Annotated in this window: 20 protein-coding genes; 8 read left to right on the top strand and 12 right to left on the bottom strand. The window is 61.0% G+C overall.

Going from position 1 to position 20,949, the window contains the following annotated elements; translation table 11 throughout:
* Nucleotides 1-484: 484 nt before the first annotated feature.
* From HK28_RS04280 to galE, 5 genes are all read right to left on the bottom strand, one after another.
* On the bottom strand, nt 485-673 hold the full coding sequence (locus tag HK28_RS04280) for a hypothetical protein (RefSeq protein ID WP_086643372.1): 189 nt from the start codon (nt 671-673) through the stop codon (nt 485-487).
* Between the two features lie 117 nt (nt 674-790).
* Nucleotides 791-1,393, bottom strand: coding sequence for an acetate uptake transporter (locus HK28_RS04275; protein ID WP_086643371.1), 603 nt, complete (start codon nt 1,391-1,393; stop codon nt 791-793).
* A 155-nt stretch (nt 1,394-1,548) separates the two neighbouring features.
* Nucleotides 1,549-2,271 carry a serine protease gene (locus HK28_RS04270; protein ID WP_233140346.1) on the bottom strand — a complete coding sequence of 241 codons (723 nt, stop codon included), beginning with the start codon at nt 2,269-2,271 and terminating at the stop codon, nt 1,549-1,551.
* A gap of 52 nt (nt 2,272-2,323) precedes the next feature.
* The gene (locus tag HK28_RS04265) at nt 2,324-2,761 is read right to left on the bottom strand and encodes a cytidine deaminase (protein WP_086643369.1); all 438 of its coding nucleotides are present in this window, start codon (nt 2,759-2,761) and stop codon (nt 2,324-2,326) included.
* Nucleotides 2,754-3,749 carry a UDP-glucose 4-epimerase GalE gene (gene galE / locus HK28_RS04260; RefSeq protein ID WP_086643387.1) on the bottom strand — a complete coding sequence of 332 codons (996 nt, stop codon included), beginning with the start codon at nt 3,747-3,749 and terminating at the stop codon, nt 2,754-2,756. The genes HK28_RS04265 and galE overlap by 8 nt, the downstream gene beginning before the upstream one ends.
* A 412-nt stretch (nt 3,750-4,161) precedes the next feature.
* On the opposite strand from galE, the gene nagA reads away from it, so the two are divergent.
* Together nagA and HK28_RS04245 are read left to right on the top strand one after the other, a co-directional pair.
* The gene (nagA, locus tag HK28_RS04250; RefSeq protein ID WP_086643367.1) at nt 4,162-5,271 is read left to right on the top strand and encodes an N-acetylglucosamine-6-phosphate deacetylase; all 1,110 of its coding nucleotides are present in this window, start codon (nt 4,162-4,164) and stop codon (nt 5,269-5,271) included.
* Nucleotides 5,272-5,370: 99 nt separating this feature from the next.
* A complete protein-coding gene (locus HK28_RS04245) occupies nt 5,371-5,976 on the top strand; it encodes a glutathione binding-like protein (protein WP_086643366.1) in 606 nt (201 codons plus the stop codon).
* Here the strand turns inward: HK28_RS04245 and map are convergent.
* Complete coding sequence (gene map / locus HK28_RS04240) at nt 5,969-6,769, bottom strand: type I methionyl aminopeptidase (protein ID WP_086643365.1); 801 nt, start codon at nt 6,767-6,769, stop codon at nt 5,969-5,971. The two genes, HK28_RS04245 and map, sit on opposite strands and share 8 nt — an antisense overlap.
* Before the next feature lie 352 nt (nt 6,770-7,121).
* Here map and HK28_RS04235 point away from each other — a divergent pair, with 352 nt between their 5' ends.
* Nucleotides 7,122-7,511 carry a YidB family protein gene (locus HK28_RS04235; RefSeq protein ID WP_086643364.1) on the top strand — a complete coding sequence of 130 codons (390 nt, stop codon included), beginning with the start codon at nt 7,122-7,124 and terminating at the stop codon, nt 7,509-7,511.
* Nucleotides 7,512-7,570: 59 nt separating this feature from the next.
* Here HK28_RS04235 and HK28_RS04230 read toward each other — a convergent pair whose 3' ends face one another.
* Nucleotides 7,571-8,461, bottom strand: coding sequence for a methyltransferase domain-containing protein (locus HK28_RS04230; RefSeq protein WP_086643363.1), 891 nt, complete (start codon nt 8,459-8,461; stop codon nt 7,571-7,573).
* A 107-nt stretch (nt 8,462-8,568) separates the two neighbouring features.
* Here HK28_RS04230 and HK28_RS04225 point away from each other — a divergent pair, with 107 nt between their 5' ends.
* The 5 genes from HK28_RS04225 to HK28_RS04205 all read left to right on the top strand — a co-directional run bounded on the left by HK28_RS04225 (nt 8,569) and on the right by HK28_RS04205 (nt 12,175).
* A complete protein-coding gene (locus tag HK28_RS04225) occupies nt 8,569-9,387 on the top strand; it encodes a ComF family protein (protein ID WP_233140345.1) in 819 nt (272 codons plus the stop codon).
* A 168-nt stretch (nt 9,388-9,555) separates the two neighbouring features.
* Nucleotides 9,556-9,816 carry a glutaredoxin 3 gene (gene grxC / locus HK28_RS04220; protein ID WP_086643385.1) on the top strand — a complete coding sequence of 87 codons (261 nt, stop codon included), beginning with the start codon at nt 9,556-9,558 and terminating at the stop codon, nt 9,814-9,816.
* Between the two features lie 34 nt (nt 9,817-9,850).
* Nucleotides 9,851-10,318, top strand: coding sequence for a DUF1178 family protein (locus tag HK28_RS04215; protein ID WP_086643362.1), 468 nt, complete (start codon nt 9,851-9,853; stop codon nt 10,316-10,318).
* Complete coding sequence (locus tag HK28_RS04210) at nt 10,299-10,814, top strand: DUF2147 domain-containing protein (RefSeq protein ID WP_233140344.1); 516 nt, start codon at nt 10,299-10,301, stop codon at nt 10,812-10,814. Before HK28_RS04215 ends, HK28_RS04210 begins: the two co-directional genes overlap by 20 nt.
* 35 nt (nt 10,815-10,849) lie before the next feature.
* Nucleotides 10,850-12,175: a lactonase family protein gene (locus tag HK28_RS04205; protein WP_086643360.1), complete on the top strand. Its 1,326-nt coding sequence runs from the start codon at nt 10,850-10,852 to the stop codon at nt 12,173-12,175.
* A gap of 127 nt (nt 12,176-12,302) precedes the next feature.
* Here HK28_RS04205 and HK28_RS04200 read toward each other — a convergent pair whose 3' ends face one another.
* From HK28_RS04200 to HK28_RS04180, 5 genes are all read right to left on the bottom strand, one after another.
* Nucleotides 12,303-14,498, bottom strand: coding sequence for a TonB-dependent siderophore receptor (locus HK28_RS04200; protein ID WP_158093392.1), 2,196 nt, complete (start codon nt 14,496-14,498; stop codon nt 12,303-12,305).
* A 614-nt stretch (nt 14,499-15,112) separates the two neighbouring features.
* On the bottom strand, nt 15,113-17,263 hold the full coding sequence (locus HK28_RS04195) for a phosphocholine-specific phospholipase C (protein ID WP_086643358.1): 2,151 nt from the start codon (nt 17,261-17,263) through the stop codon (nt 15,113-15,115).
* A 55-nt stretch (nt 17,264-17,318) separates the two neighbouring features.
* Nucleotides 17,319-18,632: an aspartate aminotransferase family protein gene (locus tag HK28_RS04190; RefSeq protein WP_086643357.1), complete on the bottom strand. Its 1,314-nt coding sequence runs from the start codon at nt 18,630-18,632 to the stop codon at nt 17,319-17,321.
* Nucleotides 18,633-18,879: 247 nt separating this feature from the next.
* Nucleotides 18,880-19,974 carry a branched-chain amino acid aminotransferase gene (locus tag HK28_RS04185; RefSeq protein ID WP_233140343.1) on the bottom strand — a complete coding sequence of 365 codons (1,095 nt, stop codon included), beginning with the start codon at nt 19,972-19,974 and terminating at the stop codon, nt 18,880-18,882.
* 225 nt (nt 19,975-20,199) lie between these two features.
* Nucleotides 20,200-20,907 carry an HAD hydrolase-like protein gene (locus HK28_RS04180; RefSeq protein WP_086643355.1) on the bottom strand — a complete coding sequence of 236 codons (708 nt, stop codon included), beginning with the start codon at nt 20,905-20,907 and terminating at the stop codon, nt 20,200-20,202.
* Between the last annotated feature and the right edge of the window lie 42 nt (nt 20,908-20,949).

Here is a 20,949-nt window from a genome sequence, read left to right as displayed (position 1 = left end):
AGGCTCATAACCTGAAGGTCACAGGTTCAAATCCTGTCCCCGCAACCAACGATACCGACACTCCCGTGAGCCCAACTCCGGGAGTGTTTCTTTTTTCAGCCTTTCCAATGGCTTGCCGCTGTAACATCCATGCGCATCGAGTGGGGTGCTGGCAGGCCGGAAAGGGCGCGAATCGGCGAAGGAGCCCCATGTTCTCCTAGCCCATGGTCGGTTTTGCCAATAAGCCAGCCGGACAAGTGCCAGAGTTAATGATCGCGGCGTGTGTTGTGCTTCCGACGAACGTAGTATCTGCCCAAAAAGAAAATGCAGAAAAAATCAGAGACACTGGAACGATTACGTGGATCAAACCACTGTATCGCAGAAAACTATTTCTCGGGCGAATTATTTCGACACAGTGTTTTATAGCCAGCATAATAACAGTCATAGAAAGAGATATGCTACTTAATGTCATCGAGATGGAGGGATCGAAGAACCGTTAATTGGTTCACCTTCTGTCTGCTTTCCGGTTTTCAGTATGTTGATTGCTGGTTCCTGGCGCTGATTTTCGCTCTGCGCCCTGAGTGGAGAGAGGATTTCCTTCTCTGGCTTGCCAAGCGGCGGCGCTGATCCGCTGCAGGAAGAGGAAACGGCGCATGTTGTAGACGATATTGGCCAGTCCGATCAGCCTGAACATGAGCGGGACATTTCTTCCTTACAAAGCGTTCTAAAGCACGATCTCTGAAGGAAGAGTTTTTCTTCAGGGATGCCAATGTGGCCGCGTCGAAGTTGTGTCGACGCGGCGTCGGGTCGCTCAGGCCGCCGCTCGCTCGGTGGCCAGATGGAGAGCCGTCGCTTTAGGGGGCGCGCCGATAGGAAGGACTGCGTGGCCCAACTGTTCTTCGATTACCTCAGCCATAGCGAGGTATAGCGCTGCGGCGCCGCAGATCAGGCCTTCGAATCCCGCGAAGCGGGTGATCGCGATATTGCCCGTGGCCTCTCCAGCCGCGAGGAGGAAAAACAGGACCGCCAAAGACGCGAAAACAAATTGCAGGACGCGGTTGGCGGCCAAGGTTCCAATGAACATGAACCCGGTGAACACGCCCCATAACGCGAGGTAGGCGGCCATCGCCGGCGCGGTGGCCGCTGCGACGAGCCCAAGTTTCGCCATGAAAATCAACGCGACGAGAGAAATCCAGAAGGCGCCGTACGAAGTAAACGCCGTCAGCCCGAACGTATTGCCCTTGGGGTATTCCAGCAGTCCGGCGCAAATCTGCGCAGCGCCGCCGAAGACGAGGCCCATCGCGAGCACCGATGAGTTCAGCGGCAGGAAACCCGCGTTACAAAGATTGAGCAGAATGGTCGTCATTCCGAAGGCCGCAAGGCCAAGCGGCGCGGGATTGGCGAGGGGTTTCATGACCCGATACTCCGGCGGCGCATCTCGTGTGACCCGACTATTCAGAGCATCCACGGGCGCTTGCCCATTCTTCTGCCTTTTGCCGTTATTTATCAACGCATGAGATAACTTCTATTAGCATTGTGACGTTCACAAAATAGCGCACACCGTCCGAGCTACTGCGACAGCGGCGCGGCGACGCCTCCACGCCCGGAATTGGCCAGCGCCTGAACCCCAAGAGCGACCCAGTGATCGCCCTGATGCGTCAGGACGGGCGCGCCGCTGCTGCCCCGCGTCGCGGCGCAGTCATGTGCGATCATTGGGTGTCCTGCCTGATCGGAAATGAGGGCCGTAACCTGGCAGTTTTGGTCTCGGATCAGGATTTCCTGATAGTCCTGTTCATAACCGCCTATTGTCACAGGCGTCCCCGGCTGTGGCAGGCCCTGCGTCACTGTCAGCGTCTGCTGCCTGTCTGCGACGGGCGCGTCGAGAAACAGGGTGACCCGATCATACGCCGCCGTCGCGGCCTCATTTCGCGGATCGTAACCCGGTGGAACGAGGAAACGTGCGACACGTGCATGAGCGGCATATCGCCCGCGACTATAGGCGCGCAGGAAATGTATGTCTTCCGGCTGAATGTAGTGTCCAGTTTTGGGGAGGTAGAGACAGTGCGCAGCTGTTTCCACGACGTCGGGTGCAATCAGAAATCCTGTGCAGCGGCCACCGAGCGCTGTCTGAACCCGCCCCTGAGCGCTCCACGGGGGCAAGTCCGGGTTGGCGACGCTGCGAGCGTCGGAGGCGCCGACGCCGGGGAGGGCGGGCGACGCTTGGGCAGAATGGGCTGCAAGCGCATGCACCACTCCCGCCATAAACGCCGCCAGACAGCGTCGCTTCAGCACCGGTTCTGAAATCCCATTTAATGCAAAACGTAAGAGGAAATATAAAACTTTCTCAACTCAAATTCTCAGGTCCAAAGCTGTCGGGGAGCAACTCTGCCAGACTGCGGACAAGCAGCACGCGCCCCGAACCGTCGACCATCGTGACGTTTAACGTCGAGGTCCCAAATTCTCTCAGTTTCTGCCGGCAGCCGCCGCAAGGCGGGCAGGGCGCGCCGTCGCCGCCACAGACGACGGCTTCGACGATCCGCCGCCCGCCATTCGCCACCATTGCCGAAATGGCGCCCGCTTCGGCGCAGACGCCTTCGGGGTAAGCCGCGTTCTCGACGTTGCAGCCGACGAAAACGCGGCCGTCATCACATCGCAGGGCCGCGCCGACATGAAAGCGGGAATAGGGGGCATACGCCCGCTCCCTGATCGCGACCGCCCCGCGTATCAAAGCGTCGAGCGTCGATCCGGCATCGGAGATGTCAGTCGATAAATATTCATTCATCGCCGTAGCCTACCGGATGGTCCTGCCGCCATGCGAGAGCCGTCGCGACGGTTTTGTCCAACTCGGTATATTCCGGGCGCCAGCCGGTTTCGCGCATCAGCAGGGCGGGGCTGGCGACAAGGCTCGCCGGGTCGCCGGGGCGTCGCGCGCCAAGGTTCCACGGCACGGTGAGGCCGCTGACACGCTCCACACTGCGAATGACTTCTAAATTCGATGCGCCACGTCCGGTTCCGACGTTGAAGGTGACGCTACGTTCCTTGAGCAGTGGCAACACTGCAAGATGCGCCTGAGCCAGATCGGAGACATGGATGTAGTCGCGGATGCAGCTTCCGTCAGGCGTCGGGTAATCCTGTCCGAAAAGCGTCAGGGCGTCGCGCCGTCCCAGCGCTGCGTCGATGACGAGAGGGATAAGATGCGTCTCCGGTCGATGGTCCTCGCCCGCGCGTCCGAGCGGGTCGGATCCCGCTGCGTTGAAATAACGGAGGCAGGCGCTGCGCAGTCCGTGAATCTTGTCGGCCCAGTAGAGCGCTCGCTCGACCACCAGCTTGCTCTCGCCGTATGGCGAGCCAGGATCGATGTTCGTGGTTTCGTCGATCGGCGCGTCCCCGGCGGAGCCGAACAGGGCTGCGGTGGAGGAAAACACGAAGCGCTTCACCCCGTGCCGCACGCATGCGTCGATCAGGTTGAACCCCAGCGCGCCGTTGGCGGACATATACATCAGTGGCTGCGCCATGCTTTCCCCGACAAGGGAGAGGGCCGCGAAATGCAGGACGCCATCCCATGGCCCGTCAGCCAGAACGCTGTCGAGCAAAGGCAGATCGGCCAGATCGCCGTGAATAAAGCGTACCTGTGGCGGCACTGCGGCGCGATGGCCGGTGCGCAGGCTGTCGAAGACGACGACTTCGTGACCGGCGTCCAGCAGGGCAAGAACGACGTGACTGCCGACATAGCCGGCGCCGCCAGTGACCAGAAAGCGGGAAGGGGTCATCGGTGTCGATTTCTCCATTGGCGGCGGCGACTCCGCCCCGCCGAGGTAGAGCGCATACATCGGCGCGCTATCGCCGATCCGCTCGCCTGTGGCTGGGCTGTCTCCGTGGCCAGAAAAGCGGGCGTCACCGGCGCGAAGGAAACGTCGCCGTCCCGCCGCCCCCGTAACAATTCATGATTTTATAGAAGCACGAGCCCGGAGCGGTGTCATGCCCTTTACCGGTCGTGGCGAACACATCGCCTGTTCCAGGCAAAACAAAAGTCGAATTAACGGCCGCGCGGGGCGGAGCGTGGTTCGAGGCCCGATATTCCAATACCGAGAACCCTGTGGTGTAACCGCAAGGCACATGTTGCGACCGCAGCATGAACGACCGCTGTTGCGACAGCACGAGCACAGGAACGAAAGCGCCGCCATGACGACCATCGAAGGGCATGTCGTACTCCCGGATCAGGTGCTCCCGGCACGCGTGACTTACGACTCCGTCATTCGCTCGATCGAACCGTTTCTGGCCGCGCCACGCCGACTGATCCTTCCGGGATTCATCGATGGACACGTGCACGGCGGGGCCGGCGCGGACACAATGGACGGGCCGGACGCGATCCGTCGCCTTTCGCGATTCCATCTTGCGCACGGAACGACCACCATCCTGCCGACCACCATCACGCGCCCCTGGGCCGACGTCATGTCGGCGCTGCGCGCTGTCGCGGAGGTAAAGGCTCAGGGTGTCGAGAACGGTCCTGATATTTACGGCGCCCACCTCGAAGGCCCGTTTGTCAGCCCGCACAAATTGGGCGCGCAGCCGCCTTTCGCCGTCGCCCCTGAGCCAGCGCTTGTCGAGGAAGCTCTGTCCACGGGCGTCGTAAAGGTGGTGACGTTGGCCCCTGAACTGGACCACGCGGAAGACGCGATCGGCAGATTTTCGCGCGCCGGAGTACGGGTCAGCCTGGGGCACACCACGACCGATTACGAAGGCGCCGCGCGCGCCATCTGCACGATCTGCGCGGCGGGCGGCGTCCCCGGCGCCACACACCTGTTCAACGCCATGTCGCCGATAGAAGGCCGCCGCCCCGGTCCGGTAACGGCGCTGATCTGCAGTGACGCCGCCTATGGCGAGATGATCTTCGATACGCATCATGTCCATCCAGCTACTTTCAGGCTGGTCGAACGCAACATGCCCGGGCGCTTGCTGTTCGTGACTGACGCCATGCGCGGCGCGGGCGGTCCGGAAGGAGAGAGCACGTTGGGCGGGCAGGCTGTCATGATCCGTGATGGCGTCGTGCGTCTTCCCGACGGATCGCTTGCGGGCAGCGTCCTCACCCTCGACGTCGCTTTCCGCAATGCGGTGACGGCCGGTGGCATGTCGCTGCCCCGCGCCGCGGCATTGGTGAGCGGCAACGCGGCGCGTTATCTGGGGCTGCATGACCGTGGCCGAATCGCGCCGGGGCTGCGGGCCGATTTCGTCGTGATGGATGAGGACTTCGTCGTGCAGGAAACGCATGTTCGCGGTATGCGCACGACCTGAGACGCAGGCAACCTGATGGCGCTTCGCACAGTCTTGTCGTATCCATTCGCCGCCTTTCCTCACGGGTAGGAAAGCTGTTCCGCAAGGATAGAGAACGAAATGAAGCTGTATTACAGTCCCGGAGCGTGTTCCCTCGCGCCTCACATCATTCTCAAAGAGATCGGCGCGCTGTTCACTATTGAGAAAGTCGATCTCCGGGCGAAGACCACGGAAACCGGGCAGGACTTCCTGAAGATCAATCCTCGTGGCGCGGTTGGAGCGCTTGAGATCGAGCCGGGCGTCGTCCTGACCCAGAACGCCGCGATCATGCAGTATCTTGGCGACCACAGCGATGTTGCGGCGTTCAAGCCTGCTTACGGTTCCATGGAGCGTGCGCGCCTTCAGGAAGCTCTGGGCTTTTGCGGGGACCTGCACAACGCGATGAGCGCGCTGTTCGCGCCGAATCCCACGGAGGAGGCGAAGGCCGCAGGCGCCGCCAAAATTGAACTGCGCCTTACGCAGTTTGAGGCTTTTCTGAAGCCCGGAGCGCCTTACATCCTTGGCGAGACGTTCACGCAGCCGGACGCCTACGCGTTCGTAATCCTGAATTGGGCGCGCGCCAAATCCTTCGACATTTCCCGCTTCGCTACGGCCGAAGCATTCAGGGATCGTGTCGGCGCCAGACCGGCGGTCATTGCGGCATTGAAGGATGAGGGGCTTATCTGACAGCCTGACTTGTCTGGGAGGGCGCAGCGCGCTTCTCCCAGGCGGAAAGGGTGAATATCTCGAATCCGGTCTCCGTAACCGCGACCGTGTGCTCCCATTGGGCGGACAGCCCGCCATCCTCGGTTACGGCGGTCCAGCCGTCCTCGAGAATTTCGACGCTGTCGCCGCCAATGTTCAGGATCGGCTCGACCGTCAGGAACATGCCCGGGCGAAGGATCGCGCCCCGTCCGGGCCGCCCGTAGTTCAGTACGTCCGGCGCTGCGTGATATACGCGTCCAACGCCGTGTCCGCAAAAATCCCGTACAACGGTGAACTGCGCAGACCGCGCACATTTTTCCATGGCCCAGCCGACTTCGCCGAGTCTTGCTCCAGGGCGGATAAGATTGATTCCCGCCATCATGGCGTCGTAGGTCGTCTTGATCAGCCGCATGGCCTGAGAACTGATCTTGCCGACGGCGTACATCCGGCTCGTATCGCCGTGCCAGCCGTCGACAATGACGGCGAGGTCGATGTTCAGTATGTCGCCTGCCGAAAGAGTTCGCGAACCAGGTATCCCGTGACAGACCTCCTCGTTCACCGAGATGCAGGTCGCATGGTTGTAGCCCATATACCCGAGTGACGCCGGTATGCCGCCATTCGCTACGACGAATTCGTGGCAGATGCGGTCCAGTTCGGCGGTGGTGACGCCTTCGCCCACATGCTCGCCGATCATGTCGAGCGCCGCAGCGGCGAGGTTTCCCGCCAACCTCATGGCGGCGAAGTCGGCTTCAGTGTGAATAACGATATCTCGCATGACTCTCTGTCGTCGTTTTGGAATAGGGCAGGCGACGCAGGAGGCTGAGGCCCGCGACTCGCTGATTCATAAATTGGATTTTTGACCCGGTGGCTGCATCTGTCGAGATGACGTAGCGATTGGTGTCTGATCAGGATTGTCGCGTTGGCAATGAACCAAAGACAAAGATTTTTTTAGATAACGTAATAAATAAATGGTAGGTTTGTGGTATCTGTAAATAAAATTTTGTGCATCGTCGTTGATGTGCGCAGTTTCGTTTTGACGTTGACTTATATGTCCGTGCCGGGAATTGGTAAGCGTATACATTAGAGCAGGCATGGCGCGCATTCCATGCTGGCAAGGAGCATGGCGTATGAGCGGATTTTTGAAAGGTCTTAAAGACAAGGCGCTGAACAGCGTGGCCAACAACGACGCAGTGGCTGAGGCCGTGCGCAAGATGCTGGCGTCAGAGCACGGAAAGGCCGGCGTCGAGCATATTGTCCAGCAGTGTGAGAAAGTCGGACTTGGCGATAAGGCCCGGTGTTGGACGAACGGTCAGCCGACGGAGCCTTTGACGGTCGGGGAAGTCCAGCGCCTGCTGACGTCCGATCAGGCTAAGTTTATCGCCAGTTGCACTGGGTTGCCGCTTGCGCCCCTGTTGCCGGTCATTGCGAAGACGTTGCCTGTCGCCGTCGAGCGCCTGGCGGCTCGCGCTCGGGTCGAAGACGCCGCTGCGCCAGCAGGTGGCGCCGCAGAGGCTTGAGACTCTGGACGCGCCATGACGGGAATTGAAGCGGAAGTTTCAGCCGGAGATGGCTGCTCTCAGTTCCCGTTTTCCGGTGTCGCGCTTCCCGCTTCGCCAAAAACATCATGCAAAGACGTGTTGAACTGCCCCGGCGCCAGAGGCTTAGGCTGGCTGGCGGCAGGCGCCCAGGCGCTCATCACGGCCATATGCAGAGGCACGGAGAGTGCGTCACCCTCGGGCGCTCGCTCCTGTAACGCCGCGAGTGCGGCAGGGAAAAGAGACACTGGCGGCGTCCTGTGATCGCGCAGGCGCACGGCATTGGTTTCGCCCGCCGCCCGCAGATCCGTCAGCAGCGCCAGCGCCGTGCGGTATCGCAGATCCAGTAGATCGGCGTCGACGACCGGCAAAGCGAAGCCGACGCGTTGCAGCAACGCCGCACAATCCCGAAGGGCTGGAAACGGAGACACCCGCGCCGATACGCCGTCGCGCAATGCGAGTTCGGTTTCGGCGAGCGCCTCCCGGAGGCCCGATAATGTCGGCAGGACCGGCATGCTGGCGAGAAACAGGCCGTCGGGCTTCAGGACATGACGTATCTGCGCCAGAGCCCCCGGAAGGTCGTTCACCCAGTGCAGCGACAGATTGGCCACGACGAGATCGAACGAAGCCGGCGCGAAGGGCAGGACCTCCTCGTCAGCGCAGACGGAGCCGGGACCCGCCAGACGCGCCATGCGGGGCGAAAGATCACAACTCGTGACCGCGACGCCGCGCGCCCCCAGGCCCGTGGCGACCGCGCCGCGGCCCCCGATGTCGAGTGCATGGGAGAAGCTGCGTGTGATGTCGTCCAGCCGTTCGAGCAGCCGTTCGGCTGTCTCCTGCAGAACAGGAGAGACGGTGCCAAGCGTCGCGGAAGCGCGATCCCGATGCAGGCGGACGGCCCGACGGTCGAAAATGAGATGATCTTCGTCCATGAAGCCACCATGTGCGCGCGCTCCGCGTCTGTGCCAAGAGGAGAGGCGGCGCGCGCCGGGAGATAGGGGCGCCGAGTGTCAACTTGCGCGCCCGCAGGAGAGCGTTGATGCCGATAACGGAATCTGCCGCTGGCGGCGCTTTGATGCGCGGCGCCCGCTCGGTCGGACGATTCGCGCTCGATCTGGTCTTGCCGCCGACCTGCGCGAGTTGCGGCGCGGAGGTCGATCGCGCTGGGGCACTCTGCCCTGACTGCTTCACGCGGCTGCGTCTGATTGGTGCGCCACGCTGCGACCGCTGTGGCGTCCCTCTGGCCGCAGACTCCCATCTTGGGGCGACGTCATGCTGCGTTCGCTGCGAGCGTCGGCCCCCTGTCTGGACGCAGGCCAGGGCGGCCTATGTCTACGACGACGCATCGCGGGATCTGATTCTCGCACTGAAATACGCCGATCAGACGCAGAATGCCGCGTTCCTCGCGCGGCAGATGTCGCGAGCGGGGGCTGATATGCTGGCGGACGCCGATCTGCTCGTTCCGGTGCCCGTGCATTGGCGCCGCTTGCTCCAGCGCCGTTACAATCAGGCCGCGTTGCTGGCCCGAGCTGTCAGCCGAATTTCAGGCGCTCCGGTGATGGTCGACGCTCTTCGGCGCCCGCGCGCTACGGCTCGCCTTGTCGGGTTTTCCGCTGCTGAGCGGGCACGGGAAATGACCGAAGCCATTGTGATCAACCCTAAGAGGCAGGCCTTGCTGGCGGGCCGCAGGGTGGTTCTGGTCGATGACGTGCTGACGACCGGGGCGACGGCTTCGGCGTGCAGCGCCGTGTTACTGGCTGCGGGAGCTGCCAGCGTCGGGATTCTGGCGGCAGCCCGCACGCTACGCCCTGAAACTGAGGACGTGGGCGCGCCCGCATGGCTGGACGAGCGGCCGTAAGATTCGCGCCGTTACGCGTCATATGCATGGCGCCTGTGACAGAGGCGCAAGACACGGTATGGTGTAAAGCAGATCGCTCGTTCCGACGTATGGCCAGACGCGATGTCGAACGACACGCGTGTTGAAGCGCCGACAGATGCGTCGGGGCGAGAAAATGCCGGAGTTACGATGCCTAGCGTAGAGATTTACACGCAGCCGGGTTGCCCCTACTGCCACCGCGCCGTCGCCTTGCTCGAGCATAAGGGCGTTGCATTTACCGAAATCAACGCTCCTCGGGGGACGCCAGAACGTGAGACGGCGATACAGCGTTCGGGCGGGCAGACCACCGTTCCGCAGATTTTTATCGACGGGCAGGGTATTGGCGGCTGCGACGACCTGTTCTCTCTGGAGCGGCGTGGGGCGCTCAATTCCTTGCTCGGTCAGGCCTGAGCGCCATGGAGGGAACGCGCGGGAGTGCGGGGCGGTGATTCATTATCAGCTGCGGTGCGTGGCCGGTCATGAATTCGAAGGGTGGTTCCGTAACTCGACAGCCTTCGATGATCAGGCTGCGCGCGGCCTTCTTTCCTGCCCGCAATGCGGCGCGAGCGACGTCGCGCGGGCACTGATGGCGCCGTCGGTCGTCACAGCGCCGTCTCGCGCCCTTCAGGCCGCCAAGCCGTTTTCTGCTTCCGGTGAAGTTCCGGCGTCCGGCCATGCAGCGGGCCCGATCCCGGACGCGTTGCTTGCCGCCCTGCAGCGTCTGCGTCGTGAGGTCGAGACAAAAGCGGAGCATGTTGGCGACAGTTTCGCTGATGAAGCGTTGCGTATGCACCGCAAGGAAGCCGATGAGCGGGCGATCTATGGCAGCATGTCCGATGAACAACGCGAAGCGCTGGAAGATGAGGGCGTACCATTCCAAAGCATTCCGTGGGTTGCGCGCTCTGACGGCTGATAACGTCTGGCGCGCGGCGTTCGCCCTTTTCGCGATTGCCGTAGCAGACATATCTTCCGCCAGCGCGCAGCAGGCGGCCGCCAACGCGACGTCAACGGCTGCGCCGCTCGACCCCGGAACGCTTGGGGGGCTGTGGCTGAGTGAGAAGCATGATGGCGTTTTCAGTATCCGCAGTTGCGGCGATACGATCTGCGGCGCCCTTGTCGGAATGCAGTACGACGGCCCCGAGATTCCGCGCGGCAAGCACGGTCAGTCCGAGTGCGGCCTGACGATGTTGACGGATTTCAGGCCAAGCGACGATACGTCTGGTCGGTGGGAGGGGCATATTCTCGACCCGGACTCCGACAAAACTTATGATGCGCAAATCTGGTCACCGCGCCCGAATGTGATGAAGCTGCGCGGCTACGTGGGTATACCTCTCTTTGGCCAGACGCAGACATGGACACGTTACTCTGGACCAATAGGCGCCGCCTGCAAGTTGCCGGAAAACCCCTGAACTACGTGCGCCAGGCAGGTCAATAAGGAAGAACAATGGAAAACTGGAATATCAGCCGTCGGGTCCTCGGTTCATCACTTGTCGCCGCCGGGGTCGCCGGCGCCGCATGGCGTGCATCGGCGGCCGCACCGAAACCTGCGGCGCCTGCGCCGACGCCTCCTGCCGAACCGTTGCCGGCGGGCGCGCTGCCCAAGACCACGCCGGAAGCCGCAGCGGCGCAGTCAAGCGGAGAGCGCGTGTTGTGCTACGTCGGGGGGTACACGAAGCACGGGCCGCCGGAGGCCAACGCGAAGGGCGTAACGTTGTTCGAGGTAAATCCGGACAACGGCGTGCTGACCCATCTTTCGGTTTTCGAAGACACCGACAATCCGTCGTTCCTGGCGCTCTCCCACGATCGCCGCTTTCTCTACGCCTGCAACGAACTGGAAGATTACGGCGCTAACAAGGACAGCGGGGCGGCGACGGCGTTCTCTATCGATCCGCGCACCGGCGTTCTGACAAAGTTGAACACTGTGACGTCGGCTGGCGCCAATCCGGCGCACCTGAGCGTTCACCCGTCCGGCCGCTTTCTGCTTGTCGCCAATTATTCCAGTGGCAGCGTCGCCGTCATTCGCATCAAGGACGACGGAAGCCTTGGCGAGCGAACGGCCCTCGTAAAGAATTCCGGGCCGCGCATGCCTGAGCGGGCCAAGGACAATCCGCCCGGAAACTACGCCGTCAGCGACCACTCCGGCGCGCATGCGCACATGGTGCAGACTGACGTGGCGGGACGCTTCGTCCTTGTCGCCGACGCCGGGCTCGATCGTATTTATGTCTTCACGCTCGACCCTGAACACGGCACGCTCACGCCTGCGAAAATACCGTTTCACGCAATGGAGCCGGGTTCGGCGCCACGGCATTTCTGCTTCAGCCCGGACGGAAAGACGATCTACATTCTTGGCGAGCAGAATTCCCGCGTAGTCGTTGCGGATTATGACACCGACACTGGCGCGATCTCGCCACGTCAGAGCATCTCCACCGTCACCTCGCATTTCCGCGGCAGCACCATCGCTGCTGGGATCATGCTGCATCCCAACGGAAAGTTCCTCTACGTCACGAACCGGTTGGGCAACTCCATAGCCGTGTTCGGCGTCAAGCCCGATCGTTCGCTTGCGCTTCTGGACGAGGTTTGGGCGCGTGCGGATTACGGGCGGTCGCTGAGCTTCGATCCCGCTGCAAAGTTCCTTTTCGTCGCCAACCAGCGCAGTGATTCGATCACCTCGTTCAAGGTCGATCCCGCGACAGGCGCGCTGGATTTCACCTGGACTTTTACGCCCGTCGGCACGCCGACGGCTTTCGCGTTTACGACCACCAAGGCCTGAGGGCGCCTTCCACAAGGCGACCAGGTTAAATTTCCTGCCACGAGACGCACCCGCGTTCCCTTGGGAATACGGGCGCGTTTTTCGTTGGCGGGCGTTGTGACGTGAAACGGCTTATCGCGGGCGAGCGCTACCAGCTTGCGCGAACGCTACCGAGTAATCGCCGTCGCTGCCCATAATAACATGTCGTCGTTCCCGAGCAGCTGGCGACATAGGTTTTGTCAAACAGGTTGTTGATATTCAGTCCGATGCGCCACCGGTTGCTTCGTCCAAAATCATAGTGGACGGCGGCGTCGAAGAGGGTGACGGCCGGGGTTGCGAACGTATCGTTGTTGTCGCCTTCTATGTTGCCGATATATCTCATCCCCATGCCAACACCCAGACCAGTCAGGGCAGGCACCAGTCCGGGCTGCACCTGATAGTCGCCCCATAGAGAGACGGTATTACGTGGTATAAGAGTCGGGCGCTTGCCGTTCTGGCCTATGGTGGATTTACGAATTACCGGATCAAGATATGTATAGGCGAATACAAGGTCGAACCCTGATCCAAGGCTGACGTTTGCGGACGTCTCGAAGCCCTTGACGCGAACTTCGCCGGTTTGAATTGTGTTAAGAGCGTTCGATGGGTCGGTCTGGCTCACATTCGTCTGGGTAAGGTCAAAGAGCGAAGCCGTCAGGAAGCTCGATTTGTCCTTCGGCTGATATTTCGCGCCGACCTCTACCTGTTTCCCGTAGGTCGGCTTGAAAGCCTGTCCGTAGAAATTGACGCCCGTAACTGGCTGGAAAGAGCGTGCATACGACGCGTAAGCCATGAGGCCGAATGGAAAAAGATAACCGATGCCCCCGCGATAGGTGAAAACTCCGTTGTTCTGGCCACTTGTGACTGCGCTCGAACTGGTCGTGGTCAAGGTCGCAGTATTCGTCCAGTCGTAACGCCCGCCGAGGTTCACCAGGATGCGGTCCGTGATTTTGATTTGATCTTGAAAATAAAGTCCTTTTTGTTCTGATTGCTGGACGATGTGGGTCGTCATTTTAATGGCGGGCTGGATTGTATACACCGGATTGAAAATATTGAGCTGCGTGCCGGTCGTGTAACCATAATCCTGAGCAAGATCGTAACGAGAATAATCGAATCCGAGTAATACGGTCTGATCCACTGGACGGGTATGAATATGACCGACAAGGCGACTGTCGGACGTGTACAATTGCCCAGACGCCACCTCACGAAACGCAAGACGGTTTATATGGATCATGTCTGCGCTTAGGCTGGTGCTATAGGCCTGCGACCAGTTCAGATCGAGCCCGAGATATCGGAAGCTCTGCTGAAAGCGCCAATTGCTGTTGAAACGATGTTCGTAAAGAAAGCCGACCGCGTATTGGTTCCGATCCCACTTGTCGAGATCAGGTGATCCAAGGAAGCTGGATGTGCTCAGCTTTCCATTCGGATTGTAAAGCGCTGTCCCATAGGCCGGATAGAACTGATCCCCTGAAGTATGATCATGCAGATAAGATGACAGGAAGGTGAAATCGTCCTTGGGGGTGATGTGCCAAGTAAAAGAGGGCGCAACATAGATGCGGTTGTCCTTCACATAATGGACCTGAGTGTCCGCGTCGCGCACCAGCCCGACAACGCGCCCGTCCACTGATCCCCCGGTTCCCGGGATGGATCCGGTCATGTCGAACTGTCCCTGATATCGCGCCCAGGAACCGGCGACAAACTGCAGTTCATGATACGGCGTGGAACTTGGCTTCTTGCTGACCATGTTTACCAACCCACCCGGCGCCGCCTGTCCGTAGAGCACCGAGGACGGTCCATTCAGCACCTCTACACGGTCCAGTCCATATTGCTCCTGAACGGGTCCGGTCGTGCCAGCGGTAAGACGCATGCCATCGAGGTACATACCATACGTCGTGACATCGAAGCCTCGGATGCGGATCCAGTCGAAGCGGGAGTCCGCGCCATAGGTATCCGGATTGACGCCCGGCGCGTAGCGCAGCGCCTCGCCGATTGATTGCACCAGACGTTCCGTCATGAAGGCGCGGGTGACGACCGACACGCTTTGCGTCGTCTCCAGAAGCGGAGTGTCGGTCTTTGTGCCTGCCGACGCGCTGGTAGCGACCATGCGGCGGCCGAGAACATTAATGCTCTCGGGTTTTGCAGCCGCCGGAGCGCCGTGAAGCGGGGGGCGTGAAGCTTTTCCGCTCGCGCCTGATGGGGAAAGGGGCGCTGTCGCCGTGGCGGCCTTGTTGACGACCTGTTGAGGAGCGCGCGCGCGGACATGCCGGGCATTGGCGGCATATGCGTGACCGGCCAGAAGCCCGGTCATGGCTGCGCTGCCGAGGAGAAATTTTGGAACAGTCTTTACATCTAGGGAAAATCTGAGAGCGAGCATCGGCTTCTTGTGCATTTTTGTGACCGCGCAAAGGAGACATCCGCCAAAAACGGCCTCGAGTTATTATTGCAAGTGATAGTGATTCGCAAAATAATATGTCGAGAATGAATTCGACGGTTAAGCCCACAGGATGACCACGCAGACTCAGCTGCGCGCGGTGAAGGCGCCGCTGAAACGACGTCGTCCTCTGAAGCATTCATGGCGAGATTGTTCAGCAACGATACTGCTTCGACGGGGCTGGGGCGCCATTCCCGATGCTGCCAGCGCGCGCGGCCCTGAACAGGGACATGCATCAGTTATAGCTGCATGATCCCGTGGCCGTGCGGCTGTCGAGATTTCGGTAATCCGCGGAATCTCGATCTGATCGGGTCTTTCGAGGTTCTGAAGGACCTCAGGGTAGGTTCGATCAGCTTCAGGAAGCCGCGATCGTTCGCGGCATCAGGGAAAGCGCAAAGCGGGAAACAGCGCGATAGCAGACGCCCACGGCTCGGACGATGACGACGAAAGCGGGAGCGAGCGGAGCGAATAGTTATCCGCGTCCGCTGGTTTCAGGATTTACGCGTCGCGTCGCCAAACGGGCCGCCGGGCGGAGGTCGCGCTCCGAGCACCTTGCCCATGCCCGGATCCGTGTTGCTGGGATGACCGTCTTCCACATGCCCAGCCAATATCGTTTCATATGAACGATCCTCGACCTCGCCGATCTTCAGATCATACCACCCACTGGTATCGGTAACAGAGACGTTTACGCTTTTTGCTTCATGCGGCGGAATGACATGCTGGACGGAAACGCCAGTGTAGATGTCGGTCAGCAACATATGCGCTCGCCGACCACCATGGTTGGTCAGGATCACCACCAGCGAGTGGCGGTCGTGGCCGGTCTTTGTGGCGACGCCTACCTGCGCTGCAGACGCATCGGCGAAAGCTCCCTTGAATGAGCGGTAAAATCCGTTCGGCCCATGAACCGCTACATCGTAGGCTCGTTCCTGCAAACCGTCCCAGGAGGCGCGCAGATTCTCACCGCCTGTAACCGTGTAGAAGCGTGGGGATGAGATGCCCAGTCCATCGCGCAATTGAAAAATTGCTGCAGAATAACCATTATTTTCGAAATTCAACGATAGCGTATCCCTGCGGCGATGCGGCGTCGCTGACACATGCAGATCGTAGGGAAGGGCGCGTGCTGGGCGTGTCCCGGTTTCCTGCTCGGGCATTCGCTGAAGGTCCGAGGGGCGGGGGGATGGGACATCCCGGCGTTCATGGTTTTTCGGAGCGAATGGCGCTGTGGACGGCAATGTCGGAGATTTGTCATTCGCAGATGAAAAATCGAACGCAGACGTCAAATCTCCTGCGACCGCGCGCCTCCATGGCGTTATATTATCTTCAGCGAAAGCTGATCCGCCCATGTCGAACCGTCTTTCAAGAAAACGGATGAGCGAAGTGTGATCGAACACTTGCGAATTGACCCACCCGCCGCGGCTCCAGGGTGAAATGACCAGCATGGGCACGCGCGGTCCCATGCCATAAGGACCGGCCGCGAATTTGGCGGAACCTGGAAAAAACTCGTCGTCCGTTGCAATCGTGGATGCGCCGCGCGTCGTGTCGAACGGGGGGAGCGGCGGAACTACATGGTCGAAAAATCCGCCGCTTCCATCATATGTCAGAAATAGAGCCGTACGTCCCCAGATCTCAGGATTGGATGTCAGGATATCGAGGACACGTCCTGCGTACCAGGCCCCGTAATTTGCAGGCCAGTCCGCGCGCTCGGAATACGCTTCTGGAGCGATGATCCAGGAAACCTGTGGCAATACGCTGCTCTTCACATCGGCTTCGAAATCGGCGAGCAGCGCGTTTCCATTACCAGCGTGGGCCCCGCTTCGGGCGGCGCGGGCGAGGGGCGTCCCATCCGTCGCCGCCTGAAATCGCTTGAAACGGAGCAGGGTGTTATCGCCGCCGTTGCCGACAAAGGCGTCGGGAGATGCGCCCCAGTGGCCTTCTGCAGTCAGACCTTGCCCGGCGTCCTGATACACGCGCCACGACACCCCGACCATGTCCAGTCGCTCGGGGCAGGTTCGCCACGAGTAGCCGTCGCCCGCGTCGTCCAGCATCGGCCCGCCGTTCCTGCCGTCGTTGCCGACCCAACCGCTCCACATGCAGGACCGGTTTGGACCGGCAGGCCCCAGTACGGACGAGTAATAGGAGTCACAGACCGTGAAAGCGTCCGCCAGTGCGTAGTGATACGGAATGTCGTCGCGGAGCATATGGACCATGCTGGCCGCTTCTTTGGCCTGAGCCCAGTCGCTCCAATGGCCGTAACCAGCCGCACGTTGCATGGCCTCCCAATCATCGGGAGGGCGTGAGAGCGGACGGGCTCCCAGATCCGGCTCGTCAGGACGGAAAGGAAACACGGCGGCATTTCCATCGGGCTGCGCCCAAATGGCGGCGCCGGACGAAAGGCGCGCAGGGTGCGGGTCGTTGAACCCGCGCACGCCCTGAAGCGCGCCAAAATAATGATCGAACGACCGTCCCGACTGCATCAGGATGACGACGTGTTCGACATCTTCGATGGAATGTGTTCGGCGGTATGCGGGCAACGCCATGGCGCGGCGGACGCCGCGTTCAAAACTCGTGGAGAGCGCTGCTGCGCTCAACCCCTGTAACACCGCCCGGCGACCTGGCAAGGACTTCCCGAACGCCCTCTTCATCGCGACGCCATTGACGAAGTACGCGGGGCTTGCGCCGTCGATGCCGCGCGGGAGATCAGGCGACCTCCCGGATCAATTTGCCCAACTTTTCGAAGGTTTCGTCAATCTGCGGCTTCGTGATGATCAGCGGCGGCGACAATGCGATGATGTCGCCCGTGTAGCGTAGCAGCAGCCCTTCATGGAACGCGCGGTGGAATACGTCGTAGGCGCGGGTTCCCGGAGCGCCCGCGCGTGGCTCAAGTTCTACGCCCGCGACAAGGCCGATGTTGCGGATATCCACCACATGCGGCAGCCCTTTCAGGGAATGCACAGCCTCTTCGAAGTAAGGCGCGATTTCCGCTGCGCGTTCGAACAGGTTTTCCTCACGATAGGTGTCGAGCGTCGCCAGACACGCTGCGACCGCGAGCGGGTGGCCCGAATAGGTATAGCCATGAGGAATGTCGATGCCGTTCTCCGGCCCCTGCATGAACGCCTCGAACACATGGTCGCGCAGGATGGCCGCGCCCATAGGCACGGTTCCGTTCGTCAAACCCTTGGCGCAGGTGATGATATCCGGAATCACGCCCAGACTTTCGGCTGCGAAACAGGAGCCACCGAGGCGTCCAAAGCCGGTAATCACCTCGTCGAATATCAGGAGGATTCCATACTTCGTGCAGATTTCGCGAAGTCTCTGCAAATACCCCACAGGAGGCACCAGCACCCCGGTCGATCCAGACATGGGTTCCACGATCACGGCTGCGATCGTGGACGGATCGTGAAGAGTGACGATCCGCTCCAGCGCGTCAGCATATTCTGCGCCGAATTCTGGTTGCCCGCGTGAGAACGCGTTGCGGGACAGGTCGTGGGTGTGGGGCAGGTGGTCAACGCCTGGCAAAAGCGGACCGTAAATCTTGCGATTCGAGCCGATACCGCCGACAGACATGCCGCCGAAACCCACTCCGTGATAACCGCGTTCGCGGCCGATCAATCGCGTGCGCGATCCCTCGCCACGCAGGCGATGATAGGCGAGGGCGATCTTGAGCGCCGTATCTCCGGCTTCTGAGCCCGAATTACAGAAGAATACGTGATTAAGATCACCGGGCGCGAGAGCGGCGACGCGCGAAGCCGCCTCGAACGCCAAAGGGTAACCGATCTGAAAGTTCGGTACGAAATCTACCGTGTCGACGACTTTATGGAGCGCTTCGACCACGCGGCGGGGGCGATGTCCAGCGTTCACGCACCACAGACCAGCACAGCCATCCAGCACCTGATTGCCTGCGTCGTCCGTGTAATACATGCCTTCCGCGCCGACCAACATGCGCGGCGTCTTGCGAAACTGCCGGTTCGCCGTGAACGGCATGAAGTAGGCGTCCTGATTGGTCGACAGCATCGCACACCCTGATCGGTTGGCCGGTCACAGGATCGTCCCGGCCTGATGGAAAAGTCTTCAGACGCGTCAGGAATTCCTTGCCGCGACGTCCCCCGTCACGATTCAATCCGGGGAGGACGCGTTCACGATAAGCGACGATCGGGCGAAAGGTCGAGATGTCCGGACGGTTCGAATTGGTAACGTATTATGTATTTCACTGCCTCGGGAACGCAGGGGCAGCCTGTGTTCCCGAGGATGATTGCGTCGGTCAGAAAACCTGGCTCACCCAGCCGTGCGCATCGGTGGAGCGGCCGCGCTGCGTGTCGACGAGAGCCGTGCGAAGTGCGCCTGTGATCTGCCCGGCTGTGGTGCCGGAGCCGATGCGAGCTTCTCCCTCGCGCGTCTTGACGACGCCGATGGGCGAGATCGCCGCCGCCGTGCCGCAGGCGAACGCTTCCGTCATACAACCCGACCGGGCGTCGGCCAGCCATTGTTCGATCGAGTAAGCTTCTTCTCTCACCGTCAGTCCTTTTTCACGCGCAAGCGTGATCACGCTGTCGCGTGTGATGCCGGGCAGGATGGTGCCGGAGAGGGGAGGCGTGACCAGCGAACCGTCTTCGAAAACGAAAAACACGTTCATTCCGCCCATTTCCTCGACATCCGTATGCTTCACGGCGTCGAGGAACACGACCTGATCGCAACCCTGGGCCTTCGCCTCCGCCTGCGCGAGCAGGCTGGCTGCGTAGTTGCCGCCGCATTTCGCGGCGCCCGTGCCGCCGGGGGCTGCGCGCGTATAGGTTTCCGAGACCCACACTGTCACGGCGCCTGCGCTGAAATACGCCCCGACGGGGGAGGCGATCACCATGAACAGATATTCCGACGCCGGCTTGACGCCGAGGAACGCGTCGTTGGCGAACATGAACGGTCGGATATAAAGGCTGGCGTTCTCGCCTTCGGGAATCCAGTCACGATCGGCGCGAACAAGCTGGTTGACCGCTTCGAGGAACAGTTCCTCGGGAATTTGCGGCATCGCCATGCGCTCGGCCGAGGCGCGGAAGCGGCGGGCGTTGGCTTCGGGGCGGAAAATCGCGGCGCCGCCGTCCTTGGTGCGGAACGCCTTCATGCCTTCAAAAATTTCCTGGGCGTAGTGTAGAACCGCCGCCGACGGGTCGAGGGTAATCGGGCCGCGCGGCAAGACTTCCGCGTCGTGCCAGCCAACGCCATCCTTGTATTTTACGACAACCATGTGATCGGTCGCGACACGTCCAAACGCCGGATCGGCCATCAGCTCGGCGCGCCGCGCCGCAGGCGTAGCGTTCGGATGCGGATGGATAGTGAACTTTAATCCCTCGGCGCTGCTCACGTTCTGTCTCCCGTCATCGACCCGGAGTGGTTCCGGCATCGTGCTGTTTCTGCCGCGCGATAGTTTTTACGCGCCAGCCTTTGTTATCAGGTCGCCCCGCTTCGCCTCCTGCGCACAAGGGAGCGCGGCGGGGCCGACAGATGAGCGCCAATTTGCGTGTTCAGCAAGACGCTCCACGCAAATCGGCCACACCCGGCACGCAGGGGAACGCGTCAGAAGGGCCGATCAGGCGTCGTGGAGATGGAGACCGGCGGCGTGCAGATGCTGCTCAACCATCGCAGGAAGATCGTCTGGATGGTCGACGATCCCTTCGGCTCCCGCGTCCTCAAGCTCAGTCTGACCGCCATATCCCCACGATACGCCCAGACCGCGCACCCCGTTCGCATGGGCGCCGCTGATGTCGAAGCGACGATCGCCGATCATGACGACGCGGCGCTTGTCCAGTCCCTGCTCATGAAGGGCGGCTGCGATCAACTCGGGCTTCTCTGCGCCGCTATCGTCGGAGCGGGCGCCGTACACATGCTCGAACCGGTTCAATAGCCCGTGCTGTTCCAGGATAGCCCGGGCAAGATGTATCGGTTTGGATGTCGCGATGAACAATCGGCGCCCGTGCGAGCCAATGACATCGATCGCCTCACGCATCCCTGAAAAAACGGGCGTCCGGAACATCCCCTCGGCCTCGTAACGGGCGCGATAGAAGGCCATGGCCTCGTCGCAGCGATCGTCGCCATAATGATTGAGGATTTCACCGATCAGGTCTCGCAGCGGCGGTCCGACCACCCAGCTTAGGTCATGCGAAGGGTCTGGTTCATGGCCGAGGTCGCGCAACGTTCCGTGCAGGCTATCGATTATTCCGGTGCGGGAGTCGACGATTGTACCGTCGAGATCAAAGAGAACCGCTGTTTGCGTCCGCACCGCGTCGTCACGCTTCATTCATGGACCTCGTTTTCTGGCAATCAGTCGTGAACAGGAGAG

The sequence above is a fragment of the Acetobacter sp. DsW_063 genome, assembly GCF_002153745.1.
Taxonomy (GTDB): domain Bacteria; phylum Pseudomonadota; class Alphaproteobacteria; order Acetobacterales; family Acetobacteraceae; genus Acetobacter.
This window is presented reverse-complemented; position numbering and strand designations above follow the sequence as displayed.

Excerpts from the sequence above, each read along its gene's own strand:
- HK28_RS04180 (WP_086643355.1), bottom strand. The coding sequence starts at position 20,907 with ATGAAGCGTGACGACGCGGTGCGGACGCAAACAGCGGTTCTCTTTGAT.
- HK28_RS04200 (WP_158093392.1), bottom strand. The coding sequence starts at position 14,498 with ATGACCGGGCTTCTGGCCGGTCACGCATATGCCGCCAATGCCCGGCAT.
- HK28_RS04225 (WP_233140345.1), top strand. The coding sequence starts at position 8,569 with ATGCCGATAACGGAATCTGCCGCTGGCGGCGCTTTGATGCGCGGCGCC.
- nagA (WP_086643367.1), top strand. The coding sequence starts at position 4,162 with ATGACGACCATCGAAGGGCATGTCGTACTCCCGGATCAGGTGCTCCCG.
- HK28_RS04195 (WP_086643358.1), bottom strand. The coding sequence starts at position 17,263 with ATGAAGAGGGCGTTCGGGAAGTCCTTGCCAGGTCGCCGGGCGGTGTTA.
- galE (WP_086643387.1), bottom strand. The coding sequence starts at position 3,749 with ATGACCCCTTCCCGCTTTCTGGTCACTGGCGGCGCCGGCTATGTCGGC.
- grxC (WP_086643385.1), top strand. The coding sequence starts at position 9,556 with ATGCCTAGCGTAGAGATTTACACGCAGCCGGGTTGCCCCTACTGCCAC.
- HK28_RS04280 (WP_086643372.1), bottom strand. The coding sequence starts at position 673 with ATGTTCAGGCTGATCGGACTGGCCAATATCGTCTACAACATGCGCCGT.
- HK28_RS04230 (WP_086643363.1), bottom strand. The coding sequence starts at position 8,461 with ATGGACGAAGATCATCTCATTTTCGACCGTCGGGCCGTCCGCCTGCAT.
- HK28_RS04190 (WP_086643357.1), bottom strand. The coding sequence starts at position 18,632 with ATGCTGTCGACCAATCAGGACGCCTACTTCATGCCGTTCACGGCGAAC.
- HK28_RS04265 (WP_086643369.1), bottom strand. The coding sequence starts at position 2,761 with ATGAATGAATATTTATCGACTGACATCTCCGATGCCGGATCGACGCTC.
- HK28_RS04205 (WP_086643360.1), top strand. The coding sequence starts at position 10,850 with ATGGAAAACTGGAATATCAGCCGTCGGGTCCTCGGTTCATCACTTGTC.
- HK28_RS04235 (WP_086643364.1), top strand. The coding sequence starts at position 7,122 with ATGAGCGGATTTTTGAAAGGTCTTAAAGACAAGGCGCTGAACAGCGTG.
- HK28_RS04275 (WP_086643371.1), bottom strand. The coding sequence starts at position 1,393 with ATGAAACCCCTCGCCAATCCCGCGCCGCTTGGCCTTGCGGCCTTCGGA.
- map (WP_086643365.1), bottom strand. The coding sequence starts at position 6,769 with ATGCGAGATATCGTTATTCACACTGAAGCCGACTTCGCCGCCATGAGG.
- HK28_RS04245 (WP_086643366.1), top strand. The coding sequence starts at position 5,371 with ATGAAGCTGTATTACAGTCCCGGAGCGTGTTCCCTCGCGCCTCACATC.